The sequence below is a fragment of the Candidatus Palauibacter sp. genome, from assembly GCF_965213655.1.
Classification (GTDB): Bacteria; Gemmatimonadota; Gemmatimonadetes; order Palauibacterales; family Palauibacteraceae; genus Palauibacter.
The window spans coordinates 97,716-123,987 of the sequence record NZ_CBDBZT010000002.1; the positions used below are offsets into that span (position 1 = coordinate 97,716).

The following is a 26,272-nucleotide window of genomic DNA, read 5'->3' on the forward strand; positions in this document are numbered from 1 at the left end:
CCTTTACTCGTTCAACAGCTTCAACGCCGGACGATCCCCGTCCACCCACCAGGGCGGATCGGCCAGCGCCCCATCCGGCACCACCACGAACCGCTCGCCCTTGATCTCGAGGAGCACGAGCCCCCAGGTGTCCACCTCCAGCTGGGCCAGCGTCCGCCGGGCGTCCTCGATGTCCCGGTTCAGTTCGGCGCGGGTCACGATCCGGTCCTGGATGCTGCTCGCCAACCAGCGCATTGTCGCCCAGCTTCCGCCGAAGAAACCGATCCAAAGACTCAGGCCGACGATCAGCGGCCGTTGCCACGCCCTGGCCAGCAACTCGCGCATCTTGCCGGTCGCCTCCCCCATATCGCGCTCGATGGTACGCACCGCGATCCTCGCGACGAACCGCGAGTGCTCGGCGAGCCTTTCGAGCTCGTCCACGGTCAACTCCTCGATCTCCCTGCGCTCGCTCTCCAGCCGCTTCCGCAGCCGCTCGGTCAAATCGTTCGCGTTGGAAATCAACTCCGTACAGTTCTCCTTTCAGTCGCCACCGGTCTCCGGTCTCCGGGTCCAGCGCGGTGATGTAATCCATGCCCTGGCGCGGCACTTCGAGGCCCGCCTCCCGGAGCGCGGCGACAACATCGTGGCGGTCTTTGACCGCGCCGTGCTCGACACGCTGGAGCAGGTAGTCCCGGATCAGGTCTCGGGGGGATGATTCGAGCCGGAGCCCGGCCCGCAGCCGGGTCGCCTCGATGTAGGCGCGGTGGCCGGGGTGTTGCACTCTGGCCCGCTCCGGGTCGTCGGGTCGGCTCCAGCCGTGCTCGTGATTGAAGGCGTCGCGGAGCGGATCGAACGTCCGCTGCCATCCCGGAGGCGCGATGTTGAGGCTTCGGCCGGTCGCCAGGTCGCAGCGGGCGGCGAGGACATGGACGTGTGCGCCTCCGCCCTCCTCCCGGTGCAGCACGGCCGCCCATGCGTAGCGGTCGGGCTCCAGCCCCGCCCAAGCCGTCTTCTCGAACTCGTCGAGCACAGCTTCGATCTGTTCGTCGGTGGGGTGGTCCTCCGGCGCCCAGGCGATCACGCCGGAGGTGTACCTGTGCTCGAAGTCGAGCGAGTCGGCGACCGAGGCCACCATGTCCGGGTTCCCGCGCAGCACCTCGACGCCTTCGCGCAGCTTCCCGGTCGCGTCCCGCTCCCCGAGGAGGTAGCCAGCCGCCTTGCCGGCCGAGCCGGTCCCGTGCGCGAGGAACTTAATGTGCATCGCGATCCGGATTCTCGAAGCGAGCCAGCGCGCCGAGCGCGCGCTCGATGGCGACCAGACGGGCGAGAACCTCTACGGCCTCGGCCGCCCCCTTGTGGGTGTTGGCCCACTTGGCGATCTGGTTGAGGTTGTTCCCGATCCGCGACACCTGCCGGGTGCGCTCGCGCTCGACCTCGGCCGCGCGTGCGGTCCATGTCCGTGTACGGGCCACGGCTCGCCGGATCAGCGCGGACAGCGGTACGCCGGCGGCCTTCGCCTTGGCCCGCCAGTCGGCGGACTCGCCCGGCGTGAGGCGGACGGCAACCAGAACCGGGCGGCGTCTAGCCATCGCGATGCGCCGTCACGGGGGGAACGGGGGCGACGCCCCCGCCCGCGCAATCCATCGGAGCGCGGGTCTGTTGGGGATCGAAGGGGCAACGTCCCTCGCCAGCCCCGCGGTTATACCGTGGGTGGCTGGCTTAGCGGCCTTAACCGCGGCAAACGAGTCCGTGGGCCGCGCCCGTGAACGGGTCGGCTCAACGCGCGGCATCCGCCTCTCCGATGCGCTCATGCGCCGCCCGGCGTCTTGGAGTTCGCGGTCCATGAACCGCGAACTCCGGCCGTGGGCGAACGCCTCTCCCCGGCGGCATCCGAGCGCAACCGACTCGGTCCGGTGTCCCGTCAAGCCGCAGGACCCGCGCGCACCGTGGAGAGCGTCAAGATGGGCGATCCCGTCGCCCGCTTCCCTGTTGAGCGGCTGTGTCAGCGTCTCCATACCCGAGACGTTGAACAACCGTCCTTGAGGCAGTCAACCCTTCGGAAACCTCCTCTTGTCCGGTAACGTTCGAGGATGTCCGGTAACGTACGGGAGCCTCGGGAAGCCGCCGCCAGCGGCGTGTCGAAAGCGCCTCCATCGTCCGCATCTGGCGAGCCCGTCCGCGCTACCGGGCACCTCCATACGGGCGACCGTGCCAAAGTGTTTCAGCAACGGGGCGAAGGCCCCAGGCAGGGCGTCGGTCAGCCTGCAAGGCTCCCGCGCTCAATCGCCGTTCGGCGATGCCTCCCACCGTTCATCGGCGAGGTGCGAGCGGTTCAACTCATCGGCGCGCAGGGTCCAACCCGGCATCGCCCGGTCCATGATCTCCTGGAAGCGCTCGTTGTGGCTCGGCTCGACGAGGTGGACCATCTCGTGGAGGACAACGTATTCGAGGCACGGTAGGGGCTTCTTGGCCAGTTCGGAGTTGAGCCAGATTCGGCGGGCCGCCGCGTTGGAGGTGCCCCAGCGCGTTCATTCGGCGGATGCGCCAGTCGTCCACGCTCACGCCGATCCGGGGTTCCCACTCGGCGAGGACCTCGGGGACGCGCTCGCGGAGACGAGCCCGGTGCATATCCCGGACCCCTACACCGTGGGGGGCGCTCCCAGTCCAGCAGTCCTTGCAGGAAGGCCAAAGTAGGCGGGAAAGGCAGGTCCCCGGTCTACCAGACTGCGCCGCTCCCACATGCCACCAGGGTCATTTCAGCGATGACGTCTTTGGTTCGGAGTAGATGATGCCCTTATCATATGGTTGGCCGAATGTCCGCCCGATTGGTTGGAGTGTGCGAGACGCTTTCGTGATCGACAGCACGGAGTCGAACCCATGGTTGGAAAAGATCGAGGACCCGTAGGCGCCGAGGGCAAGGATGGCGGTGCGAGTCACGACCATGCCGATGAATGGAAGGAACTGAAGGGTGACACACTGTGGAGCTGTCCCGCTTTCACGGACGGTTAGTTTCTGTGGTTGATCGTCTCGGGCTCTTCTCCTTTCGGCCTCTCTCAGGCGCTCGGGAGAGGACGTCCGTGCGCGCCGCCGGTGCGCCTCAGGCCGCATGGTTCCTCTCGTAGTCTGCCGGCGACTCGTAGCCGAGTGCGGAGTGCAGCCGCCGGGTGTTGTAGAAGCCCTCGATGAAGCCGAAGACCTCCCGTCGCGCCTCGTCCGCCGTGCGGAAGGAGCGCTTCCAGATCAGCTCGCACTCGAGCGTCGCGAAGAACGACTCGCACATGGCGTTGTCGTACGCATCGCCCGCCGAGCCCATGGACTGGGCGATGCCCGACTCGCGACAGCGCTCCCCGAAGGCGAGCGAGGTGTACTGCGAGCCCCTGTCGGAGTGATGGACGATGCGCCCCCGGGGACGACGGCGCGCGAGGGCCATCGACAGCGCGGCCTCGACGAGTTCGGTCCGCATGTGCGTCGCCATGGCCCAGCCGACGACGCGACGGCTCCAGACGTCGAGCACAACGGCCAGGTACAGCCAGCCCGCCCAAGTGGGCACATACGTGATGTCGGCCACCCACAGCTCGTCGGGCCCGGAGGCCGAGAAGTCCCGCCTCACCAGGTCCGGCGCGGGCCGGGCCTCGGTGTCCCTCTTCGTCGTCGCCGTCTTGAAGCGCCGCCTGGTCGCGCCCTCGATCCCCAAGCCCCTCATCAGCCGCCCCACGCGCTTCTGGCCCACCCGCTCGCCCTCGGCCCTGAGCGTCGCGTGGATCCGCGGACGGCCGTACGTCTCGCCGCTCCCGGTCCAGATCGCCCCGATCCGCGCCTCGAGTTGCGCGTCCCGCCGCGCGCGGTCCGAGGCAGGACGCTTGAGCCAGTCGTAGTAGCCGCTGGGGGAGAGACCCAGCACCCGGCACATGGCCCGAAGCGGAAACTCGGCCCGGTGCGCCTTCATGAACGCGTACCCCCGCCGGGGATCGATCCGCTCTCCTGCGCGGGGCACCGCCGCGCAGCGGTGGTCAGGCCGCGGCTTTTTTTAGGATGTCCCGCTCCATCCTGAGCCGCTTGTTCTCACGCTCCAGGCGCCGCAGTTCGTTGCGCGCCTCCGTCGTCAGCCCGTCGCTACGGAACCCCTCGTCCACGTCCGCCCGCCGGACCCAGTTCCGGATCGTCTGCTCCGACGGATCGAACTCCCGGGCGAGTGACGCGGCGCTACGCCCGCTCCTCGCCAGTTCCACCAGCCGCTCCCTGTACTCGGACGGATACCGCCCCTGCCGGCCCGCCATAGGACACCTCCTTGCTTGACCCCAATGGATAGGTGTCCGTCAAAGCGGGGCAACTCCAGTGGTGCTGGCGACCGATGGGACGACCTGGGTGCGGCACCGGGACGTGGAGGGTGCGCGGTGGCTGGTCCTCGACCGCTCGGGGACGATTGTCGCCGAAGTAGTGGCACCGGAGGACCTCGTCATACACCACATCGGCGTCGAGCACGTCTGGGGTGTGCGGGAGGATGCCCTCGGCATCCCGTGGATCTACCGGTTCCGGATACGGAAGGGATCGTAGGCGGTCAGGGCATGAGGGCTCTCGGCGGCTCCAGCAGGTCCTCGAGGCGGAAGATCTCGCCGTCCTTGAGAACGATCCGCGCGCGGCGAAGGTCCTCGATATTCTCCAGCGGGTTGCCTTCCACGATGAGAATGTCGGCGAGCGCCCCGCCGGTGAGGGTGCCGATCTCTCCTTCCATGGCGAGAGCCTCGGCGGCGACCGAGGTGGCCGTACGCAGGGCCTCGACCTCGGTGAGGCCGCCCCAGACGTAGTTCTCGACTTCGGCGATGAGGGCGGCGCCGTAGGGGATGATGGGGGAGTCCGTGCCGGCCACGACCTTGCCTCCGCCGCGGACGACGCGGGTCACGGTGTGGCCGGCGTCGGCGAGCATGTCGTCGATGCCGCTGGCTCGGCCCCGGGCGGCGGCGCGCGCGGCCATGCTCTCGGCCATGCCTGCGGGGAACAGCGCCTCGAAGCGAGGTTCGGTTGTCCACGTTGGGTCGTCACCGACCGACTTCCACCAGCCACCCATGAGGGCCATGGTGGGCGTGATCGTCATGCCGGAGGCGGTGAGGAGCTGGATCACGTCGTCGTAGGTGCGGTACATCGCCGTGACCTTCGGGGAGTAGCCGCGGCGGCTCGTGCCCGAGATGTGCTCGACGTGGTCCATCCCGTGCGCGACGGCCGGATAGATCTCGTGGCTCGCGACCGGAATTCCGATCGAGTGCGCGAACTCCACGATCCGGCGCTGGAGGAGATCCGGCAGGCGCACGTACGTCTTGATGAGCGAATAGCGCGTGTGTTCGGCGCGGTCGAGTTCGAGCGCGAGGTTGCCGTTGGGGCCGAGGGAGCCGGCGCCCGAGTAGTAGATGCGGTTGCCGTCCATCGTGCGGCCGGTGGCGAACTCCCGCGGCCCGATGCGACGGCCGGAGTCGATGGACTCGCGGCGCTCCGCAATCTCATACGGGTCGGAGGTCGGGTCGCGGATCGTCGTGACCCCGTAGGCGAGGAAGGTGCGGCCGAGCGCCTCGCCCATCCCGTAGCCCATGTGCGAGTGCATGTCGACCAGGCCCGGGAGCACGGTGTGGTCGCCGGCGTCCACGACGTCGCCCCCGCCGTCGGCCGCGGCTTCGTGATTGGCGTCGCTGTGGGGGACGACGGAGGCGATGCGGTTGCCTTCGACGATGAGGTCCACGTTCTCCGTCACGTCGTCCGAGAGCCCGTCCCAGGCGCGCGCGGCGTGAACGACTACGGAGCCCTCGCGGGCAGGACGCCGCCACTCGAGGTCGACCGGGATCTCGTCGATCGCTCCGTCGTCGAGGTGATAGCGGCGGAGGCCGCGCGTCGTCTGGTAGACGATCGAACGGGAGTCGCCCGTCCAGGAGAGCGCGTCGGCGTGGTGGTTCGTGAGGCGCAGCGGCGGTCCGCTGGGCGCCCCGGTGGCGTCCACTTCGACCAGCCACAGCACACCCTCGCTGACGTACGCCATGTGCCGGCCGTCGGGCGACCACGCCGGGCCGTCCAGCGCCCGCACGCCCATGTTCCGGTGCTCGGCCGCCGTCACGCGGCGCGTCTCGCCGCCGTCGAGCGGCTGGAGGAGGATCTCGTTCCGCCCCTCGCGGAAGCGCGTCGAGTACTGGGAGAGGACGGACATGGCGATCGTCCGCCCGTCCGGGGAGAACGACGGCCGGCTGGAGGCGAACAGATCATCTCGGATCGTCGTGATGTCGCCGGTCGCGAGGTCCACCATCTGGACGCCGCTCTGCAGGCCCATGACCGCGGTGAAGACGATCCGCTCACCGTCGGGAGCGAACACGGGGCCGACTTCGCCGCCCGGCAGAATTGTGACCCGCCGCTCGGCGCCGGTGTCCATGTCGCGCACCCAGATGTCGAGCGACCCCTCACGGTCGGACGCGTACGCGAGTCGCGAACCGTCGCGCGACCACGACGGCATCACGTCGACGAAGGGGTCGTCCGTCAGTTGGAGGGGGGTCGCGCCACCAGCCTCGGTGTCGAGGAGCCAGAGGTCGCCGAGCGCGGTGAAGGCGATGGAGCGCCCGTCCGGGGACACTGCCGGGGCGACGATCCCGAGCACGGGCTCCGGCCCGCCCTCGTCGAAGGAACGCGGCGTGCGCTCGTAGTCCGGCCGCGTGAACGCGAAGGTGGCCTCGAAGGGGATGTCCGCCGCCTGCGTGCCATCCACCGACACGCGCCGGATCCGTCCGTCGCCGGTGTAGGCGATTTCATCGGCCCCCGTCCACATGGGACGGAAGGGGAAGACATCCGCGTCGTCCGGGCTGAGGCGGCGGGACCCTGCGTCCGGTCCCAGCCCCGGCTCCGCGTCGAGCGACGCCACATGGAGTCCTGTCTCTCCACGGCCCACCGCCGCGTACGCGATCTGCGTTCCGTCCGGACTCCAGGCGGGAGACACTGCGCCAGGGGCTTGGGCCGCGACCCGACCCGAGCCGTCAGTGCGACGCACAAGGATGGTCCCGCCATCCCGGTCCGAGGCAAAGGCGAGGGCTTCGCCATCGGGCGACCACTGCGGGGTGAACTCGTGGCTCGGGGCGTCCGTCACCCGGCTGGTGACTCCGCTCGCGAGGTCGAGCGTCCAGATGTCGTAGTTCCCCGACCGGTCCGAGGCGAAGGCGATCGTGCCGCCGTCGGGGGAGTACGCCGGCTCCCGCTCGTCGTACGGGCCGAAGGTGTGCTGCTGCGGGTCGGAGCCGTCGGGCCGGATCGACCAGATGTGCCAGCGGCCGTCCCGGAACGACTGGAACGCGATCCGGCTCCCGTCCGGCGCCCACTGCGGCTGCCGCGCGTCGTAGTACATGTCCGTGATCGCGCGCGCCTCGCCGCCCCCGGCGTCCATCACCCACAGCGTGCCCTGAAGGTCGAGCACGATCCGGCCCCCGTCGGGGGAGAGGGCCGCAGCCATGTTCGTACCCTCGGAGACCGTGACGCGCACGTCACGATCCTGGGCATGGGCAGCCAGGGGCAGGAGGAAGAACGCGGCCAGCGGTGGCAGCGCGTTGAACGAACGACGACGGCGGGGCACCGATACGTGCGACATGGGTCAGCTCCGTTCCAGGGCTGTGGGCTCGACGCCTAACGGTTCTCCGCTTCCGCCATGGCCGCAAGGATCGGCGGTCGGGCAGTTGCCAGCGAGCTTCGAGCGACAGTCACCGGCCAGACACGACTTGTCACCGAAAGATCACGATTCGCCCACAATAAATCCCGTAGCATCCCTCTCGCTGAGTGCACATCGGTGTACAGCCGCTTTCCCTGACCCGGGCTGGGCGGTCGCGACAGAGTCCCTGCCATATCGTAGTTGCAAGCCCGGGGCAGGGGCGGATCGAACGCTTGGAGGGCGACTTGAGCCGGGTGCGAGCAAGCGCGATCCTCAGGCGACGCCGGGGCGCGGCGCTGTCACTATTGCTTCCACTGAGCGCGAGCCTCTCCTGTGGGGCTTCCCCCACGGGCCCGCCTCCCCCGCCTCCCCCCCCCCGCCCCCGCCCCGGCCGACCACGGTGGCGGTCACGCCGTCCAAGGCCAGTCTGTTCGCTCTGGGCGACACCGTGCAGTTGACGGCGGAGGTGCGCGACCAGCGCCGTCAGCGCATGGAAGGGGTCGAGGTCACGTGGTCGAGTTCACCCGATTCGGTGGCGTCGGTGAGCGATTCGGGCCTGGTGACGGCGGTGGCGGACGGCAGAGCGGTGGTGACGGCAACGGCCGGTACCATTTCCCGGAGCGCCGTAGTAACGGTGGCACAGTTGGTAGTCAGTGTGGCGATCACCCCGGATACGGTGGCGCTCTCGGCCCTCGGCGACACGGTACGGCTGTCGGCCGAGCCTCGGGACCGGCGCGGCAATCACGTGGTCGGCAGAGCCGTCTCGTGGTCGACCTCGGACCCGGCTGTCGCCTCCGTGGACTCGGAAGGTCTCGTGACCGGGGTGGACAACGGCTCGACCGAGATCACCGCATCGGCGGACGACGCCTCGGGCAGAGTGGCGGTGAACGTGAGGCAGCGGGTGGCAACGGCGACGCTTTCGCATTCCTCGGTCACCATCGTAGCGGCGGCCAGCGTCCGCCTTGAGGTTCGGGGATTCGACGCAAACGGGCACGCGGTGACGGGGGCGCCCTACGAGTGGTCGTCGAATGCCGCTTCGGTGGCGACAGTTAACACGTTCGGACTGGTCACCGGTGTCCGGGAAGGCGCGGCGACGATTGCGGCGATGTCGGAGAGTGCCCGCGCCACAGCCGAAATCGTGGTTGAAAAAAACCCGGACCGACCGGGGCTGGAGGCCTTCTACGAGTCGACCGGCGGAGCAAACTGGGCCCGAAGGGACAGGTGGCTGACGGGCGCGCCGATCAGCGCCTGGCACGGCGTCGAGACTGATTCCGCCGGCCGCGTGATCCGGCTGTTCCTTCCCGAAAATGGAAACGGACTGGCCGGTTCCATCCCCCCGGCGATCGGGACGCTCACCGAGTTGCGGGCGCTGGTCCTCGCCGGCAACGAACTGACCGGCCCCCTACCGGCGGAGATCGGACAATTGAGGGCGCTTCGCGAGTTGTCGCTGGCGGGTAACGGGCTGACGGGATCGATTCCGCCGGCGCTGGCGAACCTGGACTCGCTCGAGGTGCTGGATCTGAGCGGGAACGATTTGGAGGGACCGATCCCCCGTGAACTGGGTGATTTGAGCAGCCTCCTGGTTCTCAGATTGAACGATAACTCGTTGGAGGGCGAGCTCCCGCCGAGTTTGGGCAGGTTGGGGAGGCTCCACACACTGGAGCTCCAGAACAATCCGTTCGATGGGGAACTGCCCCCGGAACTGGGAAGCCTTTCCTCGCTCGAACACCTGAACGCGAGTGCGGCGACCGAGGGGCCCTTGCCGGCTGAATTGGGCGGGTTGTCCAGGCTGCGCACCCTGTGGTTGCTCAGCAACAGGCTGAGCGGAGGGATCCCCCCTGAGCTCGGCGACCTGCGGTCACTGGAGCATCTGGGGCTCTGTTGCTATTTGACGGGGCCCATCCCCCCGAGTCTCGGCAATCTTCGATCCCTCAAGTTTCTTTACCTGTGGCACAACCGCCTCACCGGATCGATTCCGCAGGAATTGAGCGAACTGCCCGCGCTGGAAACGCTGCACGTGGAACACAACGACTTGACCGGCTCACTGTCGCCGGCGTTCTTCGAAATGCCGCTCCTCAAGAGGCTGTCGGTCTTCGAGAATGACCTTTCGGGCGTTGTGGATCCGGATCTCGGACGGGAAACGCAACTTCAGGCCCGCATGCAAGCGACCGACCTTTGTCTGGCGCCGCGCGCGAGCACCATGCGGGCATTGAGAGACACCGTCGTGGCGGTGGCGTACTGCCCGCCGGAGCGGGTGGCTCGGCACGCCCTGGCGGCGCTGTACGAGGCCACGGGCGGAGCGGACTGGAGGCGCTCCGACGCCTGGTTGACGGACGCCCCGTTGACGGACTGGTGGGGCGTGGAGACCTCCGCCGATGGTTCGGTCGTGGGCCTCGACCTGAGCGACAACGGCCTGAGCGGGATCATCCCGCGCGAGGTCACGGCCTTGGAGAGCCTGGTCCGTCTCGACCTCGGGTCCAACCGGATTTCGGGCCCGCTCCCCCCGGACATGGCCGACATGGAGGCGTTGCGCAGCGTTGGGCTGGGCGGCACCGGTCTCGCGGGTCCGATCCCGCTCGAGCTCACGCATCTGCGCCTCGACCGGCTGGGGTTCTCCGACACGGAGCTGTGCGCTCCGACGACACCTGAATTCACCGAGTGGCTGGCCGCGTTGCGAACGTGGTCGGGAGCCCTTTGCGACCCGCCGCGCGACGAGGATCACCGTCAGGCGCTGGTGGAGGGTCTTCCAGAGAGGCCCTTCGAGGATCACCGCATGGAGGGCGTGACGATCGGCACCCTGGGACTCGGGGTGAACGGAGGCGCGTTCTCGGCGATCAGTCTCGCGCAGGATTGGTTCGGGGGCAGCCTGGTAGCGGGTTTCTTTCACGGTGAGGGACGGGTCGTCGCATTCGCGGGCCAGGACTTCATTGGATCCCAGGAAAGAGCCACGCTGCTGGGACGAGCCAGCATGGATCGGCTTCTGGCCAACGCCGTGCGCTGGGCGGGTGGCGGGGACGGGGCACCCACGGCGGTGCTGGTCGACAACGAGCGCGTTGCCGCGTCTCTCGCCGCCGAAGGACTCGAGGGAGTGAGCATCGCCGGCATCCGGACTGCGCAAATCCGCGATTGGAGTCAGAGTTCGCTGGAGGACGTCGATGTCGCCGTTGTCCAGGTCAACGAATGGTGGGTCCCTCACCTTGACGGCGGCGATGTGGTGGCCCTGCGAGCCTTCGTGGAGGCGGGGGGCGGCCTCCTGGTAGCCGGCTCGGCGCGCCACTGGGACTTCTGGCTGGAACAGGCGCGAGGCCCGTTCCCGGGCGGCGCGCTCTTCGATGGTACGGGCATCTCGTGGAACCGCACGTACCTTGAAAGCATCGATCGCGCGACGACCGAGGCGGAGACGCTGTTGACCTCGCCCGCGCAGCTGTGGGAGGCGTACGTTCGCGGCGAACCCATCGACGCGAGCCGGAAGGTTGACTTGCCGAGCGTCTTTGAGGCGGCCCGCAAGGCGGAGCGCTACGCGGAGTTGGATTCGGCCCTCTCACGCCTGGTGGCGGAGACGCCGCCGCTCCCCGCCTTCGCTACGGCCCCGGAAGCGCGACTTGCGGCCGACGTGGCGGCAACGCTTGGCCCTTACGAGTGGCCCGAACCCCACCCGTGGGCCGCGACCTTTCCCGGACTGCCGGCAGATGGGGCCCGACCCGTGGACGGCTCCGTCATCGTCGACGCCACCTGGAGCGAGTTTCCCGCCGGTGCTCGCCGGCGCGAGAGGCGCTTCCCGCTGGGGTTCTATGCGCCACCGGGCGGCCTCGTCACGATCGGCGTTCCCGCGCAACCCGCCACCGGCGCGCTGAGGATCGCCGTGGGCCAGCAACACGACGATCTGCGGGTCCTTCCCAAGCATGCCACATGGCGCCGGGGACCGCAGGTGCTCCGCACCTTCGACGTGGACGCCGAAGAAATCTCGGTGGTGAACGCCTACGGTGGAGCGCTTGCGCTGGTCGTCCCCGAATCCTACGCGGGCACGATACCGGTCACCGTCTCGGGCGCCATACCCATGGCCGTGTACACGGCGGGCGTGTCGAACGCAGCGGATTGGCACGCGACACTGGATGCGGGGGCCCCGCAGGCGATCATCGAAACGAGAGGAGGGATCCGCCTGGTTGTGTCTGCCGAGGATGCCCGCCGTGTCATCGATCCGGCACTCGTGACCCGTTTCTGGGAGGAGTTTCGCGGGTACCACCTCGAGCTGGCGGCTGAGCCGACGCCGCGAGCGTATGAGAGCACCTGGATCTTCGATCCTCACGTCGGGTACGGCGGAGCCAACGCAACGTGGCAGCGCATCGCCCTTCCGCTGAGAGATGAGAAGTGGGTGCTGCGACCCGGAAGGGCGGACGACCCGGCGGCCATCGTCGCGAGAGACGAGGGCGAGGGCGGATCCGGTCATCGCCCGAGGGTGGACCCGAGTGGCGCGCCCTGGTGGCGAATCGGCCACGAGCTGGGCCACCAGTATCAGACCGAGGACTGGGGCAGCGGGAGGACCTATCCGGAAATCGGCGAAGTCGCGGTCAATCTGTTCACTCTGTACACCCTCAACCACTACATCTACGGAGGAAGCGAATACAGCACCCTCCCCTATTCGCCCGACATTGTGGACCATGTCGCCCTCGACTCGGCGCGCTGGTCCAGCGCCGAGGGCGACGCGCAAGCGATGGACGACGCCCACTTCAAGAAGCTGCAGCTTTACCGGCAACTCATCCACGAGTTCGGCTGGAGCGCCATGCGCGCCGTGTTCCGAAGCTACTACGACGCGGCCTATCCTCGCGCGACGTACGGGGGTGCACTGGACGGCTTCGCGATTCGGTTCAGCGCGATCGTCCGGCGCGACCTGACGCGCTTCTTCCGGCATTGGGAGTATCCGCTTACCGAGGCGGCGGAAGCCACAATACGAGGATTCGGGTACGAGGAGTGGGCGCCGCCAGACTGGTAGGCGACGGGCTGACGGTCAGTTGTCGCTTGCGGCGTTCAGCTCGTGGACAATCCGGCGGTAGTGGCGCATGCGCGAGGCGTAGGCGAAGCCGAAGAAATACCTGCGCAGGCCGTCCGCCGAGCCGGGCGGAACGTCGGGATCGAAGAAGAGGCGGCAGAACTCCTCGCGGGCCCGCAGGACCTCCTGACAGCGGTGGCCATGCCAGCGGGGGTCGGCGGCTGTCAGGTCGAAGAGTTCGAGCGCCCGCGCCAGGGCACCCTCGAAGCGACTCGTGCGCCCGGCTTCGTGGGCCCGGATGGCGCGCTCCACCTCGCTGCCGACGTTTCCCAGTTGTTCGATCAGGTCGAGCTTGGCCCATCCGCCGTCGGCGGCCTGTCTGTGGAGGGGATGTCCCATCTTGCGCGCTCCGGGCCGCTAATCGGCGACGACGAGAGAATCGACCAGGGCGCGAATGCGCTCGCGTGTCCGCTCGTCGTCCACGCCGCGCGAGCGGTTCCCCTGACCGGGCCGAATGTTGATCAGCGCATCGAACTCGAGCCAGTCCGGCCCTTCTTCGTCCAGATAGAGGTTGATGCCCCAGAGATCCTGCTGGCGCGAGCCGTCTTCGAGGAGCAGAGCCTCATCGTCCGCGTGCAGGTCTCCACCGATGGCCATGATCCGCCTGGACACGTCGACGACGGCCTTGATCCAGTCGCCGAACTGCATCTCGGCCAGGTCGGCGAGCTCCGCGCGGGAGATGGATTGCGAGATGATGCGTCCCGCCGTCAAAGCGTCGCCTCCGCAAGAAGGTGTTGGGAATGAAGTGTACACGGTGAAGCTGAGCGGTGGAGCAGGCAACGTAATCGTCGTCCCCTCGACCCGCACTGCGGGCTCTTGACGGGGCGACCGGCGCGGGCAGATTCGCCATTGGTCACGGCCAGCTCCCCGCGCTCAACGGAGGAACAGATGCAAGCGGCAAGACGTATCCCCAGGACATGCCTCGGCGGTCTCGCGCTCGTGCTTCTCATCGGGGTGCAGCAGGCGTGCCAGCCGGAAACCGAGGATCAGACGGAGGGGGAGGGGGAGATGGCTGCGGAACACGCCGAGGATGCCGGCGGCGCCGAAGTCCACTGGGGTTACGAAGGCGACACCGGCCCCGAAATGTGGGGCGGGCTCGACGCCTCCTTCGCGGTCTGCGACACCGGCGTCGAGCAGTCTCCGGTCGATCTCACGGCCGCGACCCCGGCCGGCGCGGGGGACGGCGGCCTCGATATCCAGTGGCAGCCCACCGAGGCGGAGGTCGTGGACAACGGCCACACGATCCAGGTCAACGTGGCGGAGGGGAGTTCCATCGCCCTGGAGGGCAGGCAGTTCTCGCTCGTGCAGTTCCATTTCCACCTCCCGAGCGAGCACACGGTCGACGGCGCGGCCTCCCCGATGGAGGTGCATTTCGTGCACGCGGCCGAGGAGGGAGACCTCGCCGTGATCGGAGTCTTCATGGAGGCGGGCGACGCCGACCCGACCATCCAGAGCCTGTGGGAGGCCATTCCCGGCCCCGACGAGTCGCCCCCAGCGGTCGGCGCGCTCGATCCTGGTTCGCTGCTTCCCGAGGGGCGCGGCTACTTCCGCTACCAGGGTTCGCTGACCACGCCGCCCTGTTCGGAGGTCGTGAGCTGGGTGGTGATGACGGAGTCGATCTCCGTCTCGCAAGCGCAGGTCGATGCCTTCGCGGCGCTCTATCCGATGAACGCGCGCCCCGTGCAGCCGCTGAACGGGCGAGACGTTCGGCTGTACTAGCGGCCGAGCGTTCTCCCGCCGCGGCGGGGGTCGGACCAGCCCGTCCAGGAGCCGTCGGGCATCGCCATGATGAGCTGGAGGTCGCCGGACATGCCGCCCGTGAAGTACGCGTCGGGCGGGCCCGGGTCGCGCTCGCGGACGGTGTGTCCCAGCGCCTCCAGCGCACCGACGGTGACCGCCCCGAGTCCCCCGTATTCGTGGAAGACGAGGTCGGGGAGGTGCTGGTGGTGGACGCGTGGCGCGTGGACCGCCTGCACGACGTTCATCCCGTGGTCGACGACGTTGAAGATCGACTGCAGCACCGTGGTGATGATGGTGGCGCCGCCGGGGGTTCCGGTGACGAGGAAGAGGTCGCCGTCCGGGTCCTCGACGATGGTGGGGCTCATCGCCGACAGCATGCGCTTGCCGGGGCCGATCGCGTTGCGCTCGCCCTGGACGAGGCCGAACTGGTTCGGGGTGCCGGGCTTGGAGGCGAAGTCGTCCATCGTGTTGTTGAGGAAGAACCCCGCGCCGTCCACGACGACCTTGCCGCCGTACCACGAGTTGATGCTCGTCGTGACGGCGACCGCATTGCCTTCGGAGTCGACGACGGAGTAGTGGGTCGTGTGACTCTCATCGAGGAAGGTATCGATCCCGGGATTCACCTCGGCTGAGGGGGTCGCCCGCTCGGCGGAGATCGTCGCCGCGCGGCGGTCCGCGTACACCTCCGAGAGGAACTCGTCGACGGGAAGCTCGACGAAGTCGGGATCGGCGAGATACTCGTTGCGGTCGGCGTAGGCGCGCCGGAAGGACTCGGCCATGAGGTGGATCGTCTCGGGGCTGTTCCAACCCATCGCGCCCAGGTCCCAGCGCTCCACGATGTTGGCGATTGCGGCCATCGTGAGGCCGCCGGAGGACGGGGGCGGCATCGAGTGCACCGTGTAGCCGCGGTAGTCGAAGGCGGCCGGGTCGCGCCACACCGTCTCGTAGCGGTCGAGGTCCTCGAGCGTGATGATCCCGCCGCCGCGCTCCATCTCGGCCACGATCAGAGCGGCGGTCTCTCCGCGGTAGAAATCGTCGGGCCCCTGGTCGCGGAGGCGCGTGAGGACGGCGGCGAGATCCGGCTGCGCGAAGGTGTCGCCGATGCCGGGAACGGCGTCGCCGGGAAGGAAGACGCGCGCGCTGTGCGCGAAGGCGCGGATTCCGTTCTGCGCCGCGTCGAGGGTCGACACGAGGCGCGTGGTGACCTCGAACCCGTTCGCGAGGTCGATGGCGGGTTGCACCACGTCCGTCCACTCGAGCGTGCCGAAACGCTGCTGCGCCTCCCACAGCCCGGACACGGTTCCGGGGACGCCCGCCGCGAGGTGTCCCAGAACGGAGCGGTCGGTCACGTTTCCGTCCGCGTCGAGGTACATGTCGCGGGTGGCCGCCAAGGGCGCCTTCTCACGGTGGTCCTGTGCGAAGACGGTGCCGTCGGCGAGGCGGACCATCATGAAGCCGCCGCCTCCCAGGTTGCCCGCCTCAGGGTTCACCACGGCGAGCGCCAGACCGGTGGCGACGGCCGCATCGACTGCGTTGCCGCCGGCCGCGAGGATCTCGACGCCGACGCGCGATGCGTATTCGTCGGTGGAGGCGACCATGCCCTCGGTGGCCGAGACGGGCGCATCTTCGGCCGCGAAGGGCCACCCCTGAGGGAAGGCGCCGCCCGCCTCGACGAAAGCGCTGGTCGTGGTGCCGGCCACGCCGGTGGCGGCGCCGTCTGCGGCTCCCCCTCCCGTGCCGTCGGACTGGCAGCCGCCACCAACGAGGGCCAGCAGCGCGAGGACCGCGCCGAACCTGAGCAGGACCCCTCCACGGAACGCGGCCCTGATTGGACCTCGAGTATCGACCCCGCGTGCATCGTGCATCTGAAATGACTCCCCTGGAGATGTAAATCCGTTCTCGGACTTCCGCGATCAGCGGTGTTCGACGAACTCGTCAACCGGCATGCCGACATCGCGGGCGATGCGCCGAAGCAGGATAGGTGACACGTCGCGGCCTCCATGGACCGGTACGGTGGTCGCGCGGCCACCGGGATGCCGAAACCGCTTGTGAGAACCGCGTTGCCGAACTTCCTTGAAGCCAAGCGTGCTGAGGATCGCGATGACTTGACGCGGCTTGAGGACGGGTACCGGCGGCACCCGACGTTAGGTCACGACTACAGTCTGGGTACCGACGTATTCGCCCACGAACGCAGGCGGTCCCTCAGCCAGAAGCATGGCAATCACTTCCTTGAGGTTGCCATTCAACTCCTCAAGCGTCTCGCCCTGGCTATGCGCCCCCGGGAAGCCGGGTACGTAGCCCACATAGAGGTCCGTATCCGGGCAGCGCTCCACGACAGCTGTATAGATTTGCATCGACCGAGATCCCTGTCCTTGATTGCACATACCATTCTAGCCGCCCCCCCGCACGGCGGCCAACGCACGGCGCGGTGCGCGCGGCGACCGAGGGCAAACGCTTGGTCGTCGCGGGTTCGCTGGCGCCACTCGTAGCCCGCCGCGCGTTTCGCCGCAGCCTTCGCGTGCCGTAGACTGGCCGTCATGGAACTTGCCGAGTTGAGCATCGACCGCTCGTCGTCCCCCGCGCGGCTCGTCTACGGAGAGCGGTTCAACGCGGCGTCCTGGTACATCGACCGACACCTGACCGAGGGACGGGCCGACAAGGTTGCCATCGAGCAGGCCGGGATGGCGGTCACCTACCGGGAGCTGGCTCAGCGCGTCGGGCAGGCAGGGAACACGCTCCTCGGGCTCGGGTTCGTGCCGGGCGACCGCATGCTGATGGTCGTGAAGGACTGTCCCGAGTTTTTCTACTTCTTCTGGGGGGCGATCAAGGCGGGGATCGTGCCTGTGCCCGTGAGCTACCTCATGCGGGCACGGGATCTCGCGTTCATGATCGACGACTCCGGGTGTCGAGCGGTTGTCTACTCTCCCGAGTTTGCGGCGGAGGTCGTGCCGGGGCTGGCGGCGGCGGGCACGGGCGCGCGCGGGCTAGCGCTCGACGCGGAGCGCGGCATACTCGGCGACGTGGCCGCGGCCCCTCCCGAGCTGGAGGCGGCGCCGGCCCGGCCGGAGGACATCGCGTTCTGGCTATATTCCTCCGGGACGACGGGGCGTCCCAAAGGGGTGCCGCACCGCCACCGCGACATGCCGGCCACCTGTGAGCACTACGCGGTCGGGATCCTCGGTCTGGGCGAGGAGGACCGCTGCTACTCCGCGGCGAAGCTCTTCTTCGCGTACGGGCTCGGGAACGCGATGACCTTCCCGCTGTGGGTCGGCGGCACCGCGATCCTCGACGCGCGGCGGCCAACGCCCGAGACCACCTTCGAGACGATCGAGACGTTGCGGCCGACGGCGTACTTCGGCGTGCCGACGCTGTACGCGGCCCAACTCCAGGCGCTGGACCTGGCGGAGGCTGCCCGTGGCGGCGCGGCAGGGCAGGGCGGCCCGGATCTGAGTTCGCTCAGGCTCTGCGTCTCCGCGGGCGAGGCGCTGCCACCGGACCTCTTCCGGCGCTGGAAGGCGGCGACGGGGATCGAGATCCTGGACGGGATCGGCTCCACGGAGGCGCTCCACATCTTCATCTCGAACGCGCCGGGGGACGTGAAGCCCGGGAGCACGGGCCGCGTCGTCCCCGGATACGAGGCGCGCATCCTCGACGAGGAGGGGGCCGAGGCAGGCCCCGGCGAGGCGGGACAGCTCGAGATCCGCGGCGACTCGACGACCCCAGGCTACTGGAACCGTCCCGAACTCGAGGCACGGACGATCGTGGACGGCTGGCTCCGCACTGGCGACCAGTACGTGCGCGACGCGGAGGGCTGGTTCCACTACCAGGGGCGCGCCGACGACATGATCAAGGTGGGGGGGATCTGGTGCTCCCCGTTCGACATCGAGGCCCGCCTCATGGATCACCCGTTGGTGCTGGAGGCGGCGGTCGTGGGCCGAGAGGACGACCACGGTCTGGTGAAGCCGGAGGCGCACGTGGTGCTCACCGAGCCGCTGAGGGAGACGGTGGGCGCCGAACCGGCCGCCGACGCGCTCACGGCGGAACTCGTCGCGCATTGCCGGGAGGGCCTCCCGCGCTACATGTACCCTCGCTGGATCCGGTTCGTAGCGGCGCTGCCGAAGACGGCGACCGGCAAGATCCAGCGCTTCCGGCTTCGTTCGTGATCGTGCGCCTGCCCTGACCTCACGCTGTGCTTCTCCCTCGCAGCACACCTTCCCGAGTCGGGCCGTGTAAGGTTTGGCGTTCTTCCGGCATCCAAGAGGGACGGGTGTAACACCACGTCCTTCCATCATCCCCATAGCCAGGAGAGCTGCATGTCAACACGCAAGGCGGGGTTTCTCGAGGACCATCAGGGCAATGCATCGTCCATGCGGTTGATGAGCATCACCGCGCTCGGTGCGAGCGTCGCCTTCGGGCTGATCTCGGTGCTGCATCCGGCGGCGCGGAGCGAGGCGAACGGGCTGTACATCACGATGGCGTTCCTGCTTGCCGCTTTTGCTCCGAAGGCGCTCCAGAAATTCGCCGAGGCGAAGTTCCCCCAGCTGTCCGCGAACCGGGAAGCCGCGGAGTAGCCGATGCCGAGCATCGAGCAGGAGACGCCGGAGACATGTGAGCTCGTCCTGAAGGGCTTTCGCTTCCCGAGGAAGCTGTCGAACAGTAAGGCGAACTTCCGGTTCGTCGTCGACCTGAGATTCATCGATGAAAGGAAGAACTTCGACAGCGAGCACGCCGTCATGCCCAGCCTGGACACATTCTGGGAGTGCGATACGAACCGTCAGGACAGGCCGAACTTCGTGCGCGATGTATCTCAGGAGGCCCGGACGGCCGCCTTCGCCCGCTTCGATATGGGGAGGGTCGATTCGTGGGACGCGCTGATCCTCGGTGTCAGGGCGAAGGGCCTGCATTCGGTCCAGTTCAAGGTGATCGACGTCAATCGGGCGGACGCGTGGGACTGGGTGAAGGGGATTCTGGGCGGGATCATGGAGTCGCTGAAACTGCAGGCGAAGCGGACGATCGAGGCGACGCTCAAGGGTGATGGGGAGGATGAGACCGAGCAGGTGGTCGACAAGACGCTCGTGTCGGGGTCGATCGGAGGCGCGGCGGCGGACCTGCGATCGTTTACCCTCAAGCGGCTCGCCCGCGGCGGCAAGGTCCTGTACCGGGGATCCGCGAGATTCGAGAACGGTGTGTGGGACGGCGACGACTTCGTGCCGAAGGACTACAGTGGCGCTGCGTCCGAAGGCCCGTGGGTCGTACAGGGAAAGGGCACGGAAGGGGACTACGAAATCCGGCTCGCCGTGAGGGATGCGATGCCGCCAGGTGTTCTCTGGTGAGGCCGACCATCCGTGTGACCCGGCAAGCGGATCTGTCGTCTGGCGGGGGAAGGCCGACGCCCAACGACAACTCGACCTAGTGTTCGGGGCGACGAGCTTCGAGAATGGGGGTGGGAGGGCCGCCGCCCCGAGCTCGGCGGTCGGCCGCCGGCTTACGCATTCGCATGGAGGGAGACGCCATGTCTGCAGGTCGTTATTCCGCGCTCGCCGCTGCCAGTATCGCGATCCTGGTCATCACGCTGACGGCCGCTCCGCTCGGCGCGCAGACGACCATCGGCCTCAGGGCCGGCATCGGCTCCGCCACCCTGTCCGGGGATGGATCGGCAGCCCCAACGGGCACCACGTTCGAAGACTCCAGGTCGGGGGTCGTGCTGGGGATCGACGCGGGGATCCCGCTGAGCGGCCCCCTGGGTGTCCGCATCGGCATGGGGCTGGCCCAGAAGGGTGGCGCCGCGGGCCTACCGGCGTCGATCACAACGGGCAGGCTGAACACCCAGTCGATTGCCCAGATGGACTACCTGCAATTCTCCGCGCTTCTTCGCGCGAGTTCCGACGCCGAAGGGGGGAATCTCAACTTCGGCATCCTCGTTGGGCCGTACGTGGGCCTCAACCTCTCGTGCAACGTGGCGCTGTCGACGGCCCAGGGTCGGGATACCGGCCCTCCCGTCCCTCCGGGGATTCCCAATCGGGTCTCTGCGGGTCAGGTGGGGCGGACGAGCGTCGCGCAGGACACGAAACTGGAATGCGGCGAGGACGGGACCAGCGAAGTCACGTCGAGCGACTTCGGACTGGCCTTCGGCGGAGGTTTCGAGGTGAAGCTCTCCGATTCGATGAGCCTGGGATTCGAGCTGATCTACGCCATGGGTCTCTCCGAAATCGACGATGACGGGCAGAAAAACCGCCAGGTATTGTTTCAGAGCGGGCTCATGTTCGCGATCGGATGAACGTCCCGCCCCCTGCAGTCCTGCGAATCCGTGTCGGACTTGTCGCAACGCTGATCCTCACGCTGGCGGCCGCGCCACTCGGCGCGCAGACGACCCTCGGGCTCCGGGGCGGCCTCAGCACCGCAACCTGGTCCGGTGACGAGCGAGGACTCCACGGAAGGGAGGGAGGATCCAGATCCGGGATCGTGTCGGGGATCGATCTCGGGATCCCCCTGGGCGGCATGCTGGATCTACGCCTCGGCCTGGGGCTGGCCCAGAAGGGCGGCGGCACGGACCCGCCGCCGTCGATCACCGCCGGACGGTCATTCCTCGCCGCGACGGCCGAGCTGGACTACCTGCAACTCTCCACGCTGCTTCGTGTCGGCACGGAGACCAACCGGGGGCTTCTCGACCTGGGCATCCTCGCGGGGCCGTATGTGGCCTTCAACTACTCGTGCGAGGTGTTGATGCGGGCCACTCATCCTCCGGATGGATCCGGTTTCAGGCACATGAGGATCCCCCCGGACGTGAGCGCGTCGTGCAGCGAGGCCGACGGAACGGGGGTCAGCTCCACCGACTTCGGGCTGGCCCTCGGCGCGGCGTTCGACGTCAAGCTGCACGATTCGGTCGCTCTCGCGCTCGACGTGATCTACGGATTCGGTTTCACCGATATCGATGATTTCGGAACCCGGAATCGTCACCTGGCCATCCAGAGCGGGCTCGTGTTCGTAATCGGGTGAGCCTTCAGTCGTCGGAATCGAAGTCGGCGGGGCCCAGGTTGCACAGGACCAGGAAACCGAGGAAGACCAGAACGACGCCAAGGGATCCCACAGGTCTTTAGTGAGGAATCGTCGTCGCTCCGGGCTCGCCGCGTTCGTCGTCGTCCTGGCCCTGCTTTCGGGCGGGTGCTCCATGCTGTTCATGCGACGGCCGCCCAGGGCCGAGGGGCCCCTGGCATCTGGCGACTGTACGCGAAGCGTCGCGGCTCCCGTCATCGATGGACTGGTCGGAGTGGGCCACCTCGGACAGGCCGCGGCGATCTGGGGGGACACGCGCGCCGACTTCGACAGCGAGAAAGCCTACGACAGGTTCCGGCTCGGCTCCGCCGCTCTCGCGGGCGCGTTCGTCGTCTCCGCGGTCCACGGGCTCAAATGGAGCGCGGAATGCAGGCGCCGGAGCACGCTGAGCGAGCAGGCGATTCGCGACCACCTCCGCGTGCTCGCGGCCCGGCAGCGGGGCGAGCGGTAAGCGGCCCGCGGCAAAGCCCCGCCGCGTTCGAGCGGCGCTACCGCCGCTCCAGCACGCAGTACCGGTACAGCTTCAGCGTCTCGCGCCAGTCCTCCGGGTACGCCGCCACCATGTCACCCAACCCGTACTCCTCCGCCAACTCCGCGAACGACCCCGACTCGGCCACCTGGAACGGCGCCTGCTTCTCGAACACCGTCAGGTCGGGGAAACCGGTGGGGAACGAGGCATTCATCGCCCTCTCCACCCCTTCGAGCCGCTTGCGGTCCTCGTCGGTGTCGAACTCGCGGTTCTGCAGGTCCACCGAAAAGTAGTCGAAGGCGATGCGGAGCGACGGCAGCGCGCTCGCGAGCCGGTTCAGGAACGGCATGATGCTCTCGGGGGGCAGGTACATCGTGTTGCCTTCCCAGACCAACAGCGTGGGCGCCGCCAGGTCGAAGCCGAGATCGGCCAGGCCGCCGGGAACGTCGGCCTCCAGGTAGTTGGCGAAGAGCGACGGCGGCTGTTCGATCCCGTTGTCTGACAGGATCTGGCGCTTGAATTCGAGGACCGCCTTCTGGTCTACCTCGAAGAAGGCGACGTCCATGTCGTGGTAGTGGTGGGCGCGCATGTCGAAGCCGCCCCCGAGCAGCACGACCTGGCGGGCCCCGTCCACGATCCCGCGCTCCACGAACCGGTTGAAGTAGCGGGTGCGGAAACGGACCATCGTGGTCGAGGGCGGAAACGCCGCCTCCAGTTGCCGGGCAGCCGTGCGGGCCCGGTCGGTCGAAAACCACGGGGCATAGGGATCGTTGAAGAGCCGCTGCGGCTTTTCGGGCTCGAGGGCCCGAATCGAGGCGATGACGAAGGCGGTCGCACCGATTTCGTTGATATCGATCATGGCTCAGGGCTTGGGAGATGAAAGGAAGTGACGTGTATGGTCGCGCGGACGGAAAGTAGCCGTCACCAAGTGGCCATCATAGCACGAACGCAGGAGGTCCCGGCACGCTCCGGGGGTGGATCTCGTTCCTGTCGCCGTCTATGCTGATACGAGATATACACTTGCAGGAGGAGAGCCGTGGGTAACGCGATCAAGACGATGTTCGGCTCCAAGAAATTCCTCGTCGCCCTTGGCACGGTGATCCTGATCGTGCTCGAGGATGTCGGCGTCCCGATCCCGGAAGAGGTGGTCGTACCGCTGGTGGCGTACGTCATCGCCCAGGGCATCGCCGACGTCGGGAAAGAGCGGGTCAAGGCGGAGCAGGGAAACTCCTGACAGTCGTCCATGAGATCCTGCGTATCGACGCCGATGAACAGCGGTGAAAGCTGGGCGTTGACCAGCGCCCGGCACATGGACGTGGCGCGGTAGGAGTCCCCAACCTTCAAGCTCGCCATGTACGCGCGGCCCTTGTCGTAGAGCTGATCCATCTGCCCTCCCAGCCTCACCTGGGAATAGGCCGGCGCCAGGAACTTGCGAAGCCGGAAGTGATCGGCGCCGTCCAGGGCGGGGAGGACGCCGGCCGCACCGTACACCTTCTCGAAGTCGCTGAAGTAGTCCCTGGTTCTCAGGTACGAGCGCCCGTGCTTGTGCACCCAGCGGTTCGTCTCGAGTCCGGCCAGGAAGGTCATGGGCTCCGCCAAGGGAGGGCGGATACGGAACACCGGGCCGTACTCCTCCGCGAGGTGCCCGAACAAGGCGTTCAGGTTGCCGTCTCGAACATGCGGGTTGGCCAGCAGCCTGGGCAGCGGGACCGTCGGAATCTTCTTGGCAAGAGCAGAATGTCTACGGATCGGGCCGACGGCGTTCCGAGAGACCGCATCGGCAATGGACCGGCCGATCAAGTCCATCTGGCAGATGTACTTGATGCGCTCCTCCACCTCTTCATCGAGTTGGAAGATCAGGCGAAAGACGTCGCACGTGTTGACGAGGCATACGATGACGACGTCTCTGGGGTCGGGAATCTCGTCGGCGAAGAGAACCTTGCCGATGCGCGCCTTGATGAACTGGTCGGGCGTACCTTGTGCAGATATCCCGTACGCTTGCGCATGCAAGACGGTGGGAGCCAGCGTCCAGAATTCACCATCATGGTGTTCGAGGATCCCCCGTTCAACAAGGCGCTCCAGAGTGAGGTCGATGATCGACTCCGCACGGGGGGCGAGCCTTTCGACCCAGTACCGGGCAGTGCGTTGGCCCGGTTCGTCCACGACTTCCTTCAGGATGGGGTCCAGGAGGGGATCGCCCGTTTCGGTCGGGTCCACGACGAACAGGGATGCCAGGTCCGAGTCGAGCCGCGACCGGAAGGAGAGTTCCGCCAGCACTCCGCCGACGACGGCGCAATTCAGTTGCCAGCCGGGTACCTGATGGAAGTAACCGCCCTTCTCGTCGAGAAGCATCAGGATGAGTTCGTCGATCAGGCTCAGGGGTTCAGCCGTCGAACTCTCCGCGCTCTCCACCGCCTTCGCCGTGTCAGTCATCGGTTCTCGTCTCGCCACAGCGGATGGAGCTGTCCCGCTTTCACGGACGGTTAGTTTCTGTGGTTGATCGTCTCGGGCTCTTCTCCTTTCGGCCTCTCTCAGGCGCTCGGGAGAGGACGTCCGTGCGCGCCGCCGGTGCGCCTCAGGCCGCATGGTTCCTCTCGTAGTCTGCCGGCGACTCGTAGCCGAGTGCGGAGTGCAGCCGCCGGGTGTTGTAGAAGCCCTCGATGAAGCCGAAGACCTCCCGTCGCGCCTCGTCCGCCGTGCGGAAGGAGCGCTTCCAGATCAGCTCGCACTCGAGCGTCGCGAAGAACGACTCGCACATGGCGTTGTCGTACGCATCGCCCGCCGAGCCCATGGACTGGGCGATGCCCGACTCGCGACAGCGCTCCCCGAAGGCGAGCGAGGTGTACTGCGAGCCCCTGTCGGAGTGATGGACGATGCGCCCCCGGGGACGACGGCGCGCGAGGGCCATCGACAGCGCGGCCTCGACGAGTTCGGTCCGCATGTGCGTCGCCATGGCCCAGCCGACGACGCGACGGCTCCAGACGTCGAGCACAACGGCCAGGTACAGCCAGCCCGCCCAAGTGGGCACATACGTGATGTCGGCCACCCACAGCTCGTCGGGCCCGGAGGCCGAGAAGTCCCGCCTCACCAGGTCCGGCGCGGGCCGGGCCTCGGTGTCCCTCTTCGTCGTCGCCGTCTTGAAACGCCGCCTGGTCGCGCCCTCGATCCCCAAGCCCCTCATCAGCCGCCCCACGCGCTTCTGGCCCACCCGCTCGCCCTCGGCCCTGAGCGTCGCGTGGATCCGCGGACGGCCGTACGTCTCGCCGCTCCCGGTCCAGATCGCCCCGATCCGCGCCTCGAGTTGCGCGTCCCGCCGCGCGCGGTCCGAGGCAGGACGCTTGAGCCAGTCGTAGTAGCCGCTGGGGGAGAGACCCAGCACCCGGCACATGGCCCGAAGCGGAAACTCGGCCCGGTGCGCCTTCATGAACGCGTACCCCCGCCGGGGATCGATCCGCTCTCCTGCGCGGGGCACCGCCGCGCAGCGGTGGTCAGGCCGCGGCTTTTTTTAGGATGTCCCGCTCCATCCTGAGCCGCTTGTTCTCACGCTCCAGGCGCCGCAGTTCGTTGCGCGCCTCCGTCGTCAGCCCGTCGCTACGGAACCCCTCGTCCACGTCCGCCCGCCGGACCCAGTTCCGGATCGTCTGCTCCGACGGATCGAACTCCCGGGCGAGTGACGCGGCGCTACGCCCGCTCCTCGCCAGTTCCACCAGCCGCTCCCTGTACTCGGACGGATACCGCCCCTGCCGGCCCGCCATAGGACACCTCCTTGCTTGACCCCAATGGATAGGTGTCCGTCAAAGCGGGGCAACTCCAAACCTCGCTGGCGCAGTCATCGAAGAGAAGCTCAAGGAATGCACGGTAACCGCCGTCTCCCTCGCCTTGGCCTACGCTGGTCTCGACTTGGCGGAACAATCGGAACCCGGAGCTGTTGTCGCCTTCCGACAAACACTTCGGCACCAAATCGCGACCCTCCAGAACCTTTAGTGCCGCTAGTCGGTTGAGCTGCGTGAACGCGGCCTTGAGGATGAACGTCTCCAGCGCACTGGTATCGGCTCCGCTCCCCGTGGTGTGGTGCTGTTCGTGCTCAATCTCCTGCAGGATCTCCTTGCGACGCCGACGCAGTTCGGAGCTTTCCGTCAACGGAGGGACGTCCTCCATCGGAAGAACTCTTCCGTCCTGCGGAAGGATGCCAAACGTGCTCTCGAGTTGCTCCTCGGTGCTCGCTACGAGCTGCTCGCGCAGGGCAACGACGGTCCGACGGAGTGCGTTCCGAAGATCTTGTTCCATAGGATCAAGGCTCTGTGGATCGACGAGTGAGATG

General features: G+C 67.7%; 21 protein-coding genes and 4 pseudogenes. 10 read left to right on the plus strand and 15 right to left on the minus strand.

Translation table 11 applies throughout. The features are described 5' to 3' along the window. Positions 1-3: 3 nt before the first annotated feature. The gene (locus ACOOGH_RS01450; RefSeq protein WP_420447351.1) at positions 4-501 is read right to left on the minus strand and encodes a hypothetical protein; all 498 of its coding nucleotides are present in this window, start codon (positions 499-501) and stop codon (positions 4-6) included. Here ACOOGH_RS01450 and ACOOGH_RS01455 point away from each other — a divergent pair. Next, complete coding sequence (locus tag ACOOGH_RS01455; protein ID WP_420447352.1) at positions 491-694, plus strand: hypothetical protein; 204 nt, start codon at positions 491-493, stop codon at positions 692-694. The two genes, ACOOGH_RS01450 and ACOOGH_RS01455, sit on opposite strands and share 11 nt — an antisense overlap. Positions 695-802: 108 nt before the next feature. Here the strand turns inward: ACOOGH_RS01455 and ACOOGH_RS01460 are convergent. The 4 genes and pseudogenes from ACOOGH_RS01460 to ACOOGH_RS01475 form a co-directional block, all read right to left on the minus strand. Next, positions 803-1,240: pseudogene (locus ACOOGH_RS01460) on the minus strand (relaxase/mobilization nuclease domain-containing protein); the annotation flags it as partial. Further along, positions 1,230-1,568 carry a MobC family plasmid mobilization relaxosome protein gene (locus tag ACOOGH_RS01465; protein ID WP_420447225.1) on the minus strand — a complete coding sequence of 113 codons (339 nt, stop codon included), beginning with the start codon at positions 1,566-1,568 and terminating at the stop codon, positions 1,230-1,232. The pseudogene ACOOGH_RS01460 and the gene ACOOGH_RS01465, both read right to left, overlap by 11 nt. A 690-nt stretch (positions 1,569-2,258) precedes the next feature. After that, a pseudogene (locus ACOOGH_RS01470) lies at positions 2,259-2,495 on the minus strand (YgjP-like metallopeptidase domain-containing protein); the annotation flags it as partial. Positions 2,496-3,076: 581 nt separating this feature from the next. Next, positions 3,077-4,256, minus strand: a pseudogene (locus tag ACOOGH_RS01475) (IS3 family transposase). A 61-nt stretch (positions 4,257-4,317) separates the two neighbouring features. Here ACOOGH_RS01475 and ACOOGH_RS01480 point away from each other — a divergent pair. Next, positions 4,318-4,533, plus strand: coding sequence for a hypothetical protein (locus tag ACOOGH_RS01480; RefSeq protein WP_420447226.1), 216 nt, complete (start codon positions 4,318-4,320; stop codon positions 4,531-4,533). A gap of 4 nt (positions 4,534-4,537) precedes the next feature. On the opposite strand, the gene ACOOGH_RS01485 is transcribed toward ACOOGH_RS01480, so the two are convergent. After that, entirely contained in the window at positions 4,538-7,585 is a 3,048-nt protein-coding gene (locus ACOOGH_RS01485) for an amidohydrolase family protein (protein WP_420447227.1), read from the minus strand. 457 nt (positions 7,586-8,042) lie between these two features. Here ACOOGH_RS01485 and ACOOGH_RS01490 point away from each other — a divergent pair, with 457 nt between their 5' ends. Further along, positions 8,043-12,632, plus strand: coding sequence for a leucine-rich repeat domain-containing protein (locus tag ACOOGH_RS01490; protein WP_420447228.1), 4,590 nt, complete (start codon positions 8,043-8,045; stop codon positions 12,630-12,632). Positions 12,633-12,647: 15 nt separating this feature from the next. Here ACOOGH_RS01490 and ACOOGH_RS01495 read toward each other — a convergent pair whose 3' ends face one another. Continuing rightward, positions 12,648-13,028, minus strand: a complete 381-nt coding sequence (locus tag ACOOGH_RS01495) for a hypothetical protein (protein ID WP_420447229.1) — start codon at positions 13,026-13,028, stop codon at positions 12,648-12,650. Positions 13,029-13,046: 18 nt separating this feature from the next. Next, complete coding sequence (locus ACOOGH_RS01500; RefSeq protein WP_420447230.1) at positions 13,047-13,400, minus strand: DUF5674 family protein; 354 nt, start codon at positions 13,398-13,400, stop codon at positions 13,047-13,049. 177 nt (positions 13,401-13,577) lie between these two features. Here ACOOGH_RS01500 and ACOOGH_RS01505 point away from each other — a divergent pair, with 177 nt between their 5' ends. Continuing rightward, positions 13,578-14,408 carry a carbonic anhydrase gene (locus tag ACOOGH_RS01505; RefSeq protein WP_420447231.1) on the plus strand — a complete coding sequence of 277 codons (831 nt, stop codon included), beginning with the start codon at positions 13,578-13,580 and terminating at the stop codon, positions 14,406-14,408. Here the strand turns inward: ACOOGH_RS01505 and ggt are convergent. Genes ggt through ACOOGH_RS01520 form a run of 3 tightly spaced genes read right to left on the minus strand, consistent with a single transcriptional unit; the run spans position 14,405 to position 16,783 of the window. Beyond that, positions 14,405-16,294, minus strand: coding sequence for a gamma-glutamyltransferase (gene ggt, locus ACOOGH_RS01510; protein ID WP_420447232.1), 1,890 nt, complete (start codon positions 16,292-16,294; stop codon positions 14,405-14,407). The two genes, ACOOGH_RS01505 and ggt, sit on opposite strands and share 4 nt — an antisense overlap. A 48-nt stretch (positions 16,295-16,342) precedes the next feature. Continuing rightward, positions 16,343-16,567: a type II toxin-antitoxin system HicA family toxin gene (locus tag ACOOGH_RS01515; RefSeq protein WP_420447233.1), complete on the minus strand. Its 225-nt coding sequence runs from the start codon at positions 16,565-16,567 to the stop codon at positions 16,343-16,345. A gap of 6 nt (positions 16,568-16,573) precedes the next feature. After that, entirely contained in the window at positions 16,574-16,783 is a 210-nt protein-coding gene (locus ACOOGH_RS01520; protein ID WP_420447234.1) for a type II toxin-antitoxin system HicB family antitoxin, read from the minus strand. Positions 16,784-16,966: 183 nt separating this feature from the next. Between ACOOGH_RS01520 and ACOOGH_RS01525 the strand changes: the two genes are divergently transcribed. The 6 genes from ACOOGH_RS01525 (at position 16,967) to ACOOGH_RS01550 (ending at position 21,933) form a co-directional block, all read left to right on the plus strand. Further along, positions 16,967-18,592: a benzoate-CoA ligase family protein gene (locus ACOOGH_RS01525; protein ID WP_420447235.1), complete on the plus strand. Its 1,626-nt coding sequence runs from the start codon at positions 16,967-16,969 to the stop codon at positions 18,590-18,592. 150 nt (positions 18,593-18,742) lie between these two features. After that, positions 18,743-19,000, plus strand: a complete 258-nt coding sequence (locus ACOOGH_RS01530; protein WP_420447236.1) for a hypothetical protein — start codon at positions 18,743-18,745, stop codon at positions 18,998-19,000. Positions 19,001-19,003: 3 nt separating this feature from the next. Further along, complete coding sequence (locus tag ACOOGH_RS01535; protein WP_420447237.1) at positions 19,004-19,762, plus strand: hypothetical protein; 759 nt, start codon at positions 19,004-19,006, stop codon at positions 19,760-19,762. Between the two features lie 179 nt (positions 19,763-19,941). Continuing rightward, positions 19,942-20,706 carry a porin family protein gene (locus ACOOGH_RS01540; protein WP_420447238.1) on the plus strand — a complete coding sequence of 255 codons (765 nt, stop codon included), beginning with the start codon at positions 19,942-19,944 and terminating at the stop codon, positions 20,704-20,706. Continuing rightward, positions 20,703-21,425 (plus strand): outer membrane beta-barrel protein, encoded by a 723-nt coding sequence (locus ACOOGH_RS01545; protein WP_420447239.1) that lies wholly within the window; start codon positions 20,703-20,705, stop codon positions 21,423-21,425. Before ACOOGH_RS01540 ends, ACOOGH_RS01545 begins: the two co-directional genes overlap by 4 nt. A 100-nt stretch (positions 21,426-21,525) precedes the next feature. After that, positions 21,526-21,933: a hypothetical protein gene (locus ACOOGH_RS01550; RefSeq protein WP_420447240.1), complete on the plus strand. Its 408-nt coding sequence runs from the start codon at positions 21,526-21,528 to the stop codon at positions 21,931-21,933. A gap of 37 nt (positions 21,934-21,970) precedes the next feature. Here the strand turns inward: ACOOGH_RS01550 and ACOOGH_RS01555 are convergent, their stop codons facing one another. From ACOOGH_RS01555 to ACOOGH_RS01570, 4 genes and pseudogenes are all read right to left on the minus strand, one after another. After that, on the minus strand, positions 21,971-22,810 hold the full coding sequence (locus tag ACOOGH_RS01555; RefSeq protein WP_420447241.1) for a class I SAM-dependent methyltransferase: 840 nt from the start codon (positions 22,808-22,810) through the stop codon (positions 21,971-21,973). A gap of 62 nt (positions 22,811-22,872) precedes the next feature. Further along, entirely contained in the window at positions 22,873-24,384 is a 1,512-nt protein-coding gene (locus tag ACOOGH_RS01560) for a GPP34 family phosphoprotein (protein ID WP_420447242.1), read from the minus strand. A gap of 142 nt (positions 24,385-24,526) precedes the next feature. Next, positions 24,527-25,706, minus strand: a pseudogene (locus ACOOGH_RS01565) (IS3 family transposase). Next, positions 25,633-26,238, minus strand: coding sequence for a hypothetical protein (locus ACOOGH_RS01570; protein WP_420447243.1), 606 nt, complete (start codon positions 26,236-26,238; stop codon positions 25,633-25,635). The pseudogene ACOOGH_RS01565 and the gene ACOOGH_RS01570 overlap by 74 nt, the downstream one beginning before the upstream one ends. Between the last annotated feature and the right edge of the window lie 34 nt (positions 26,239-26,272).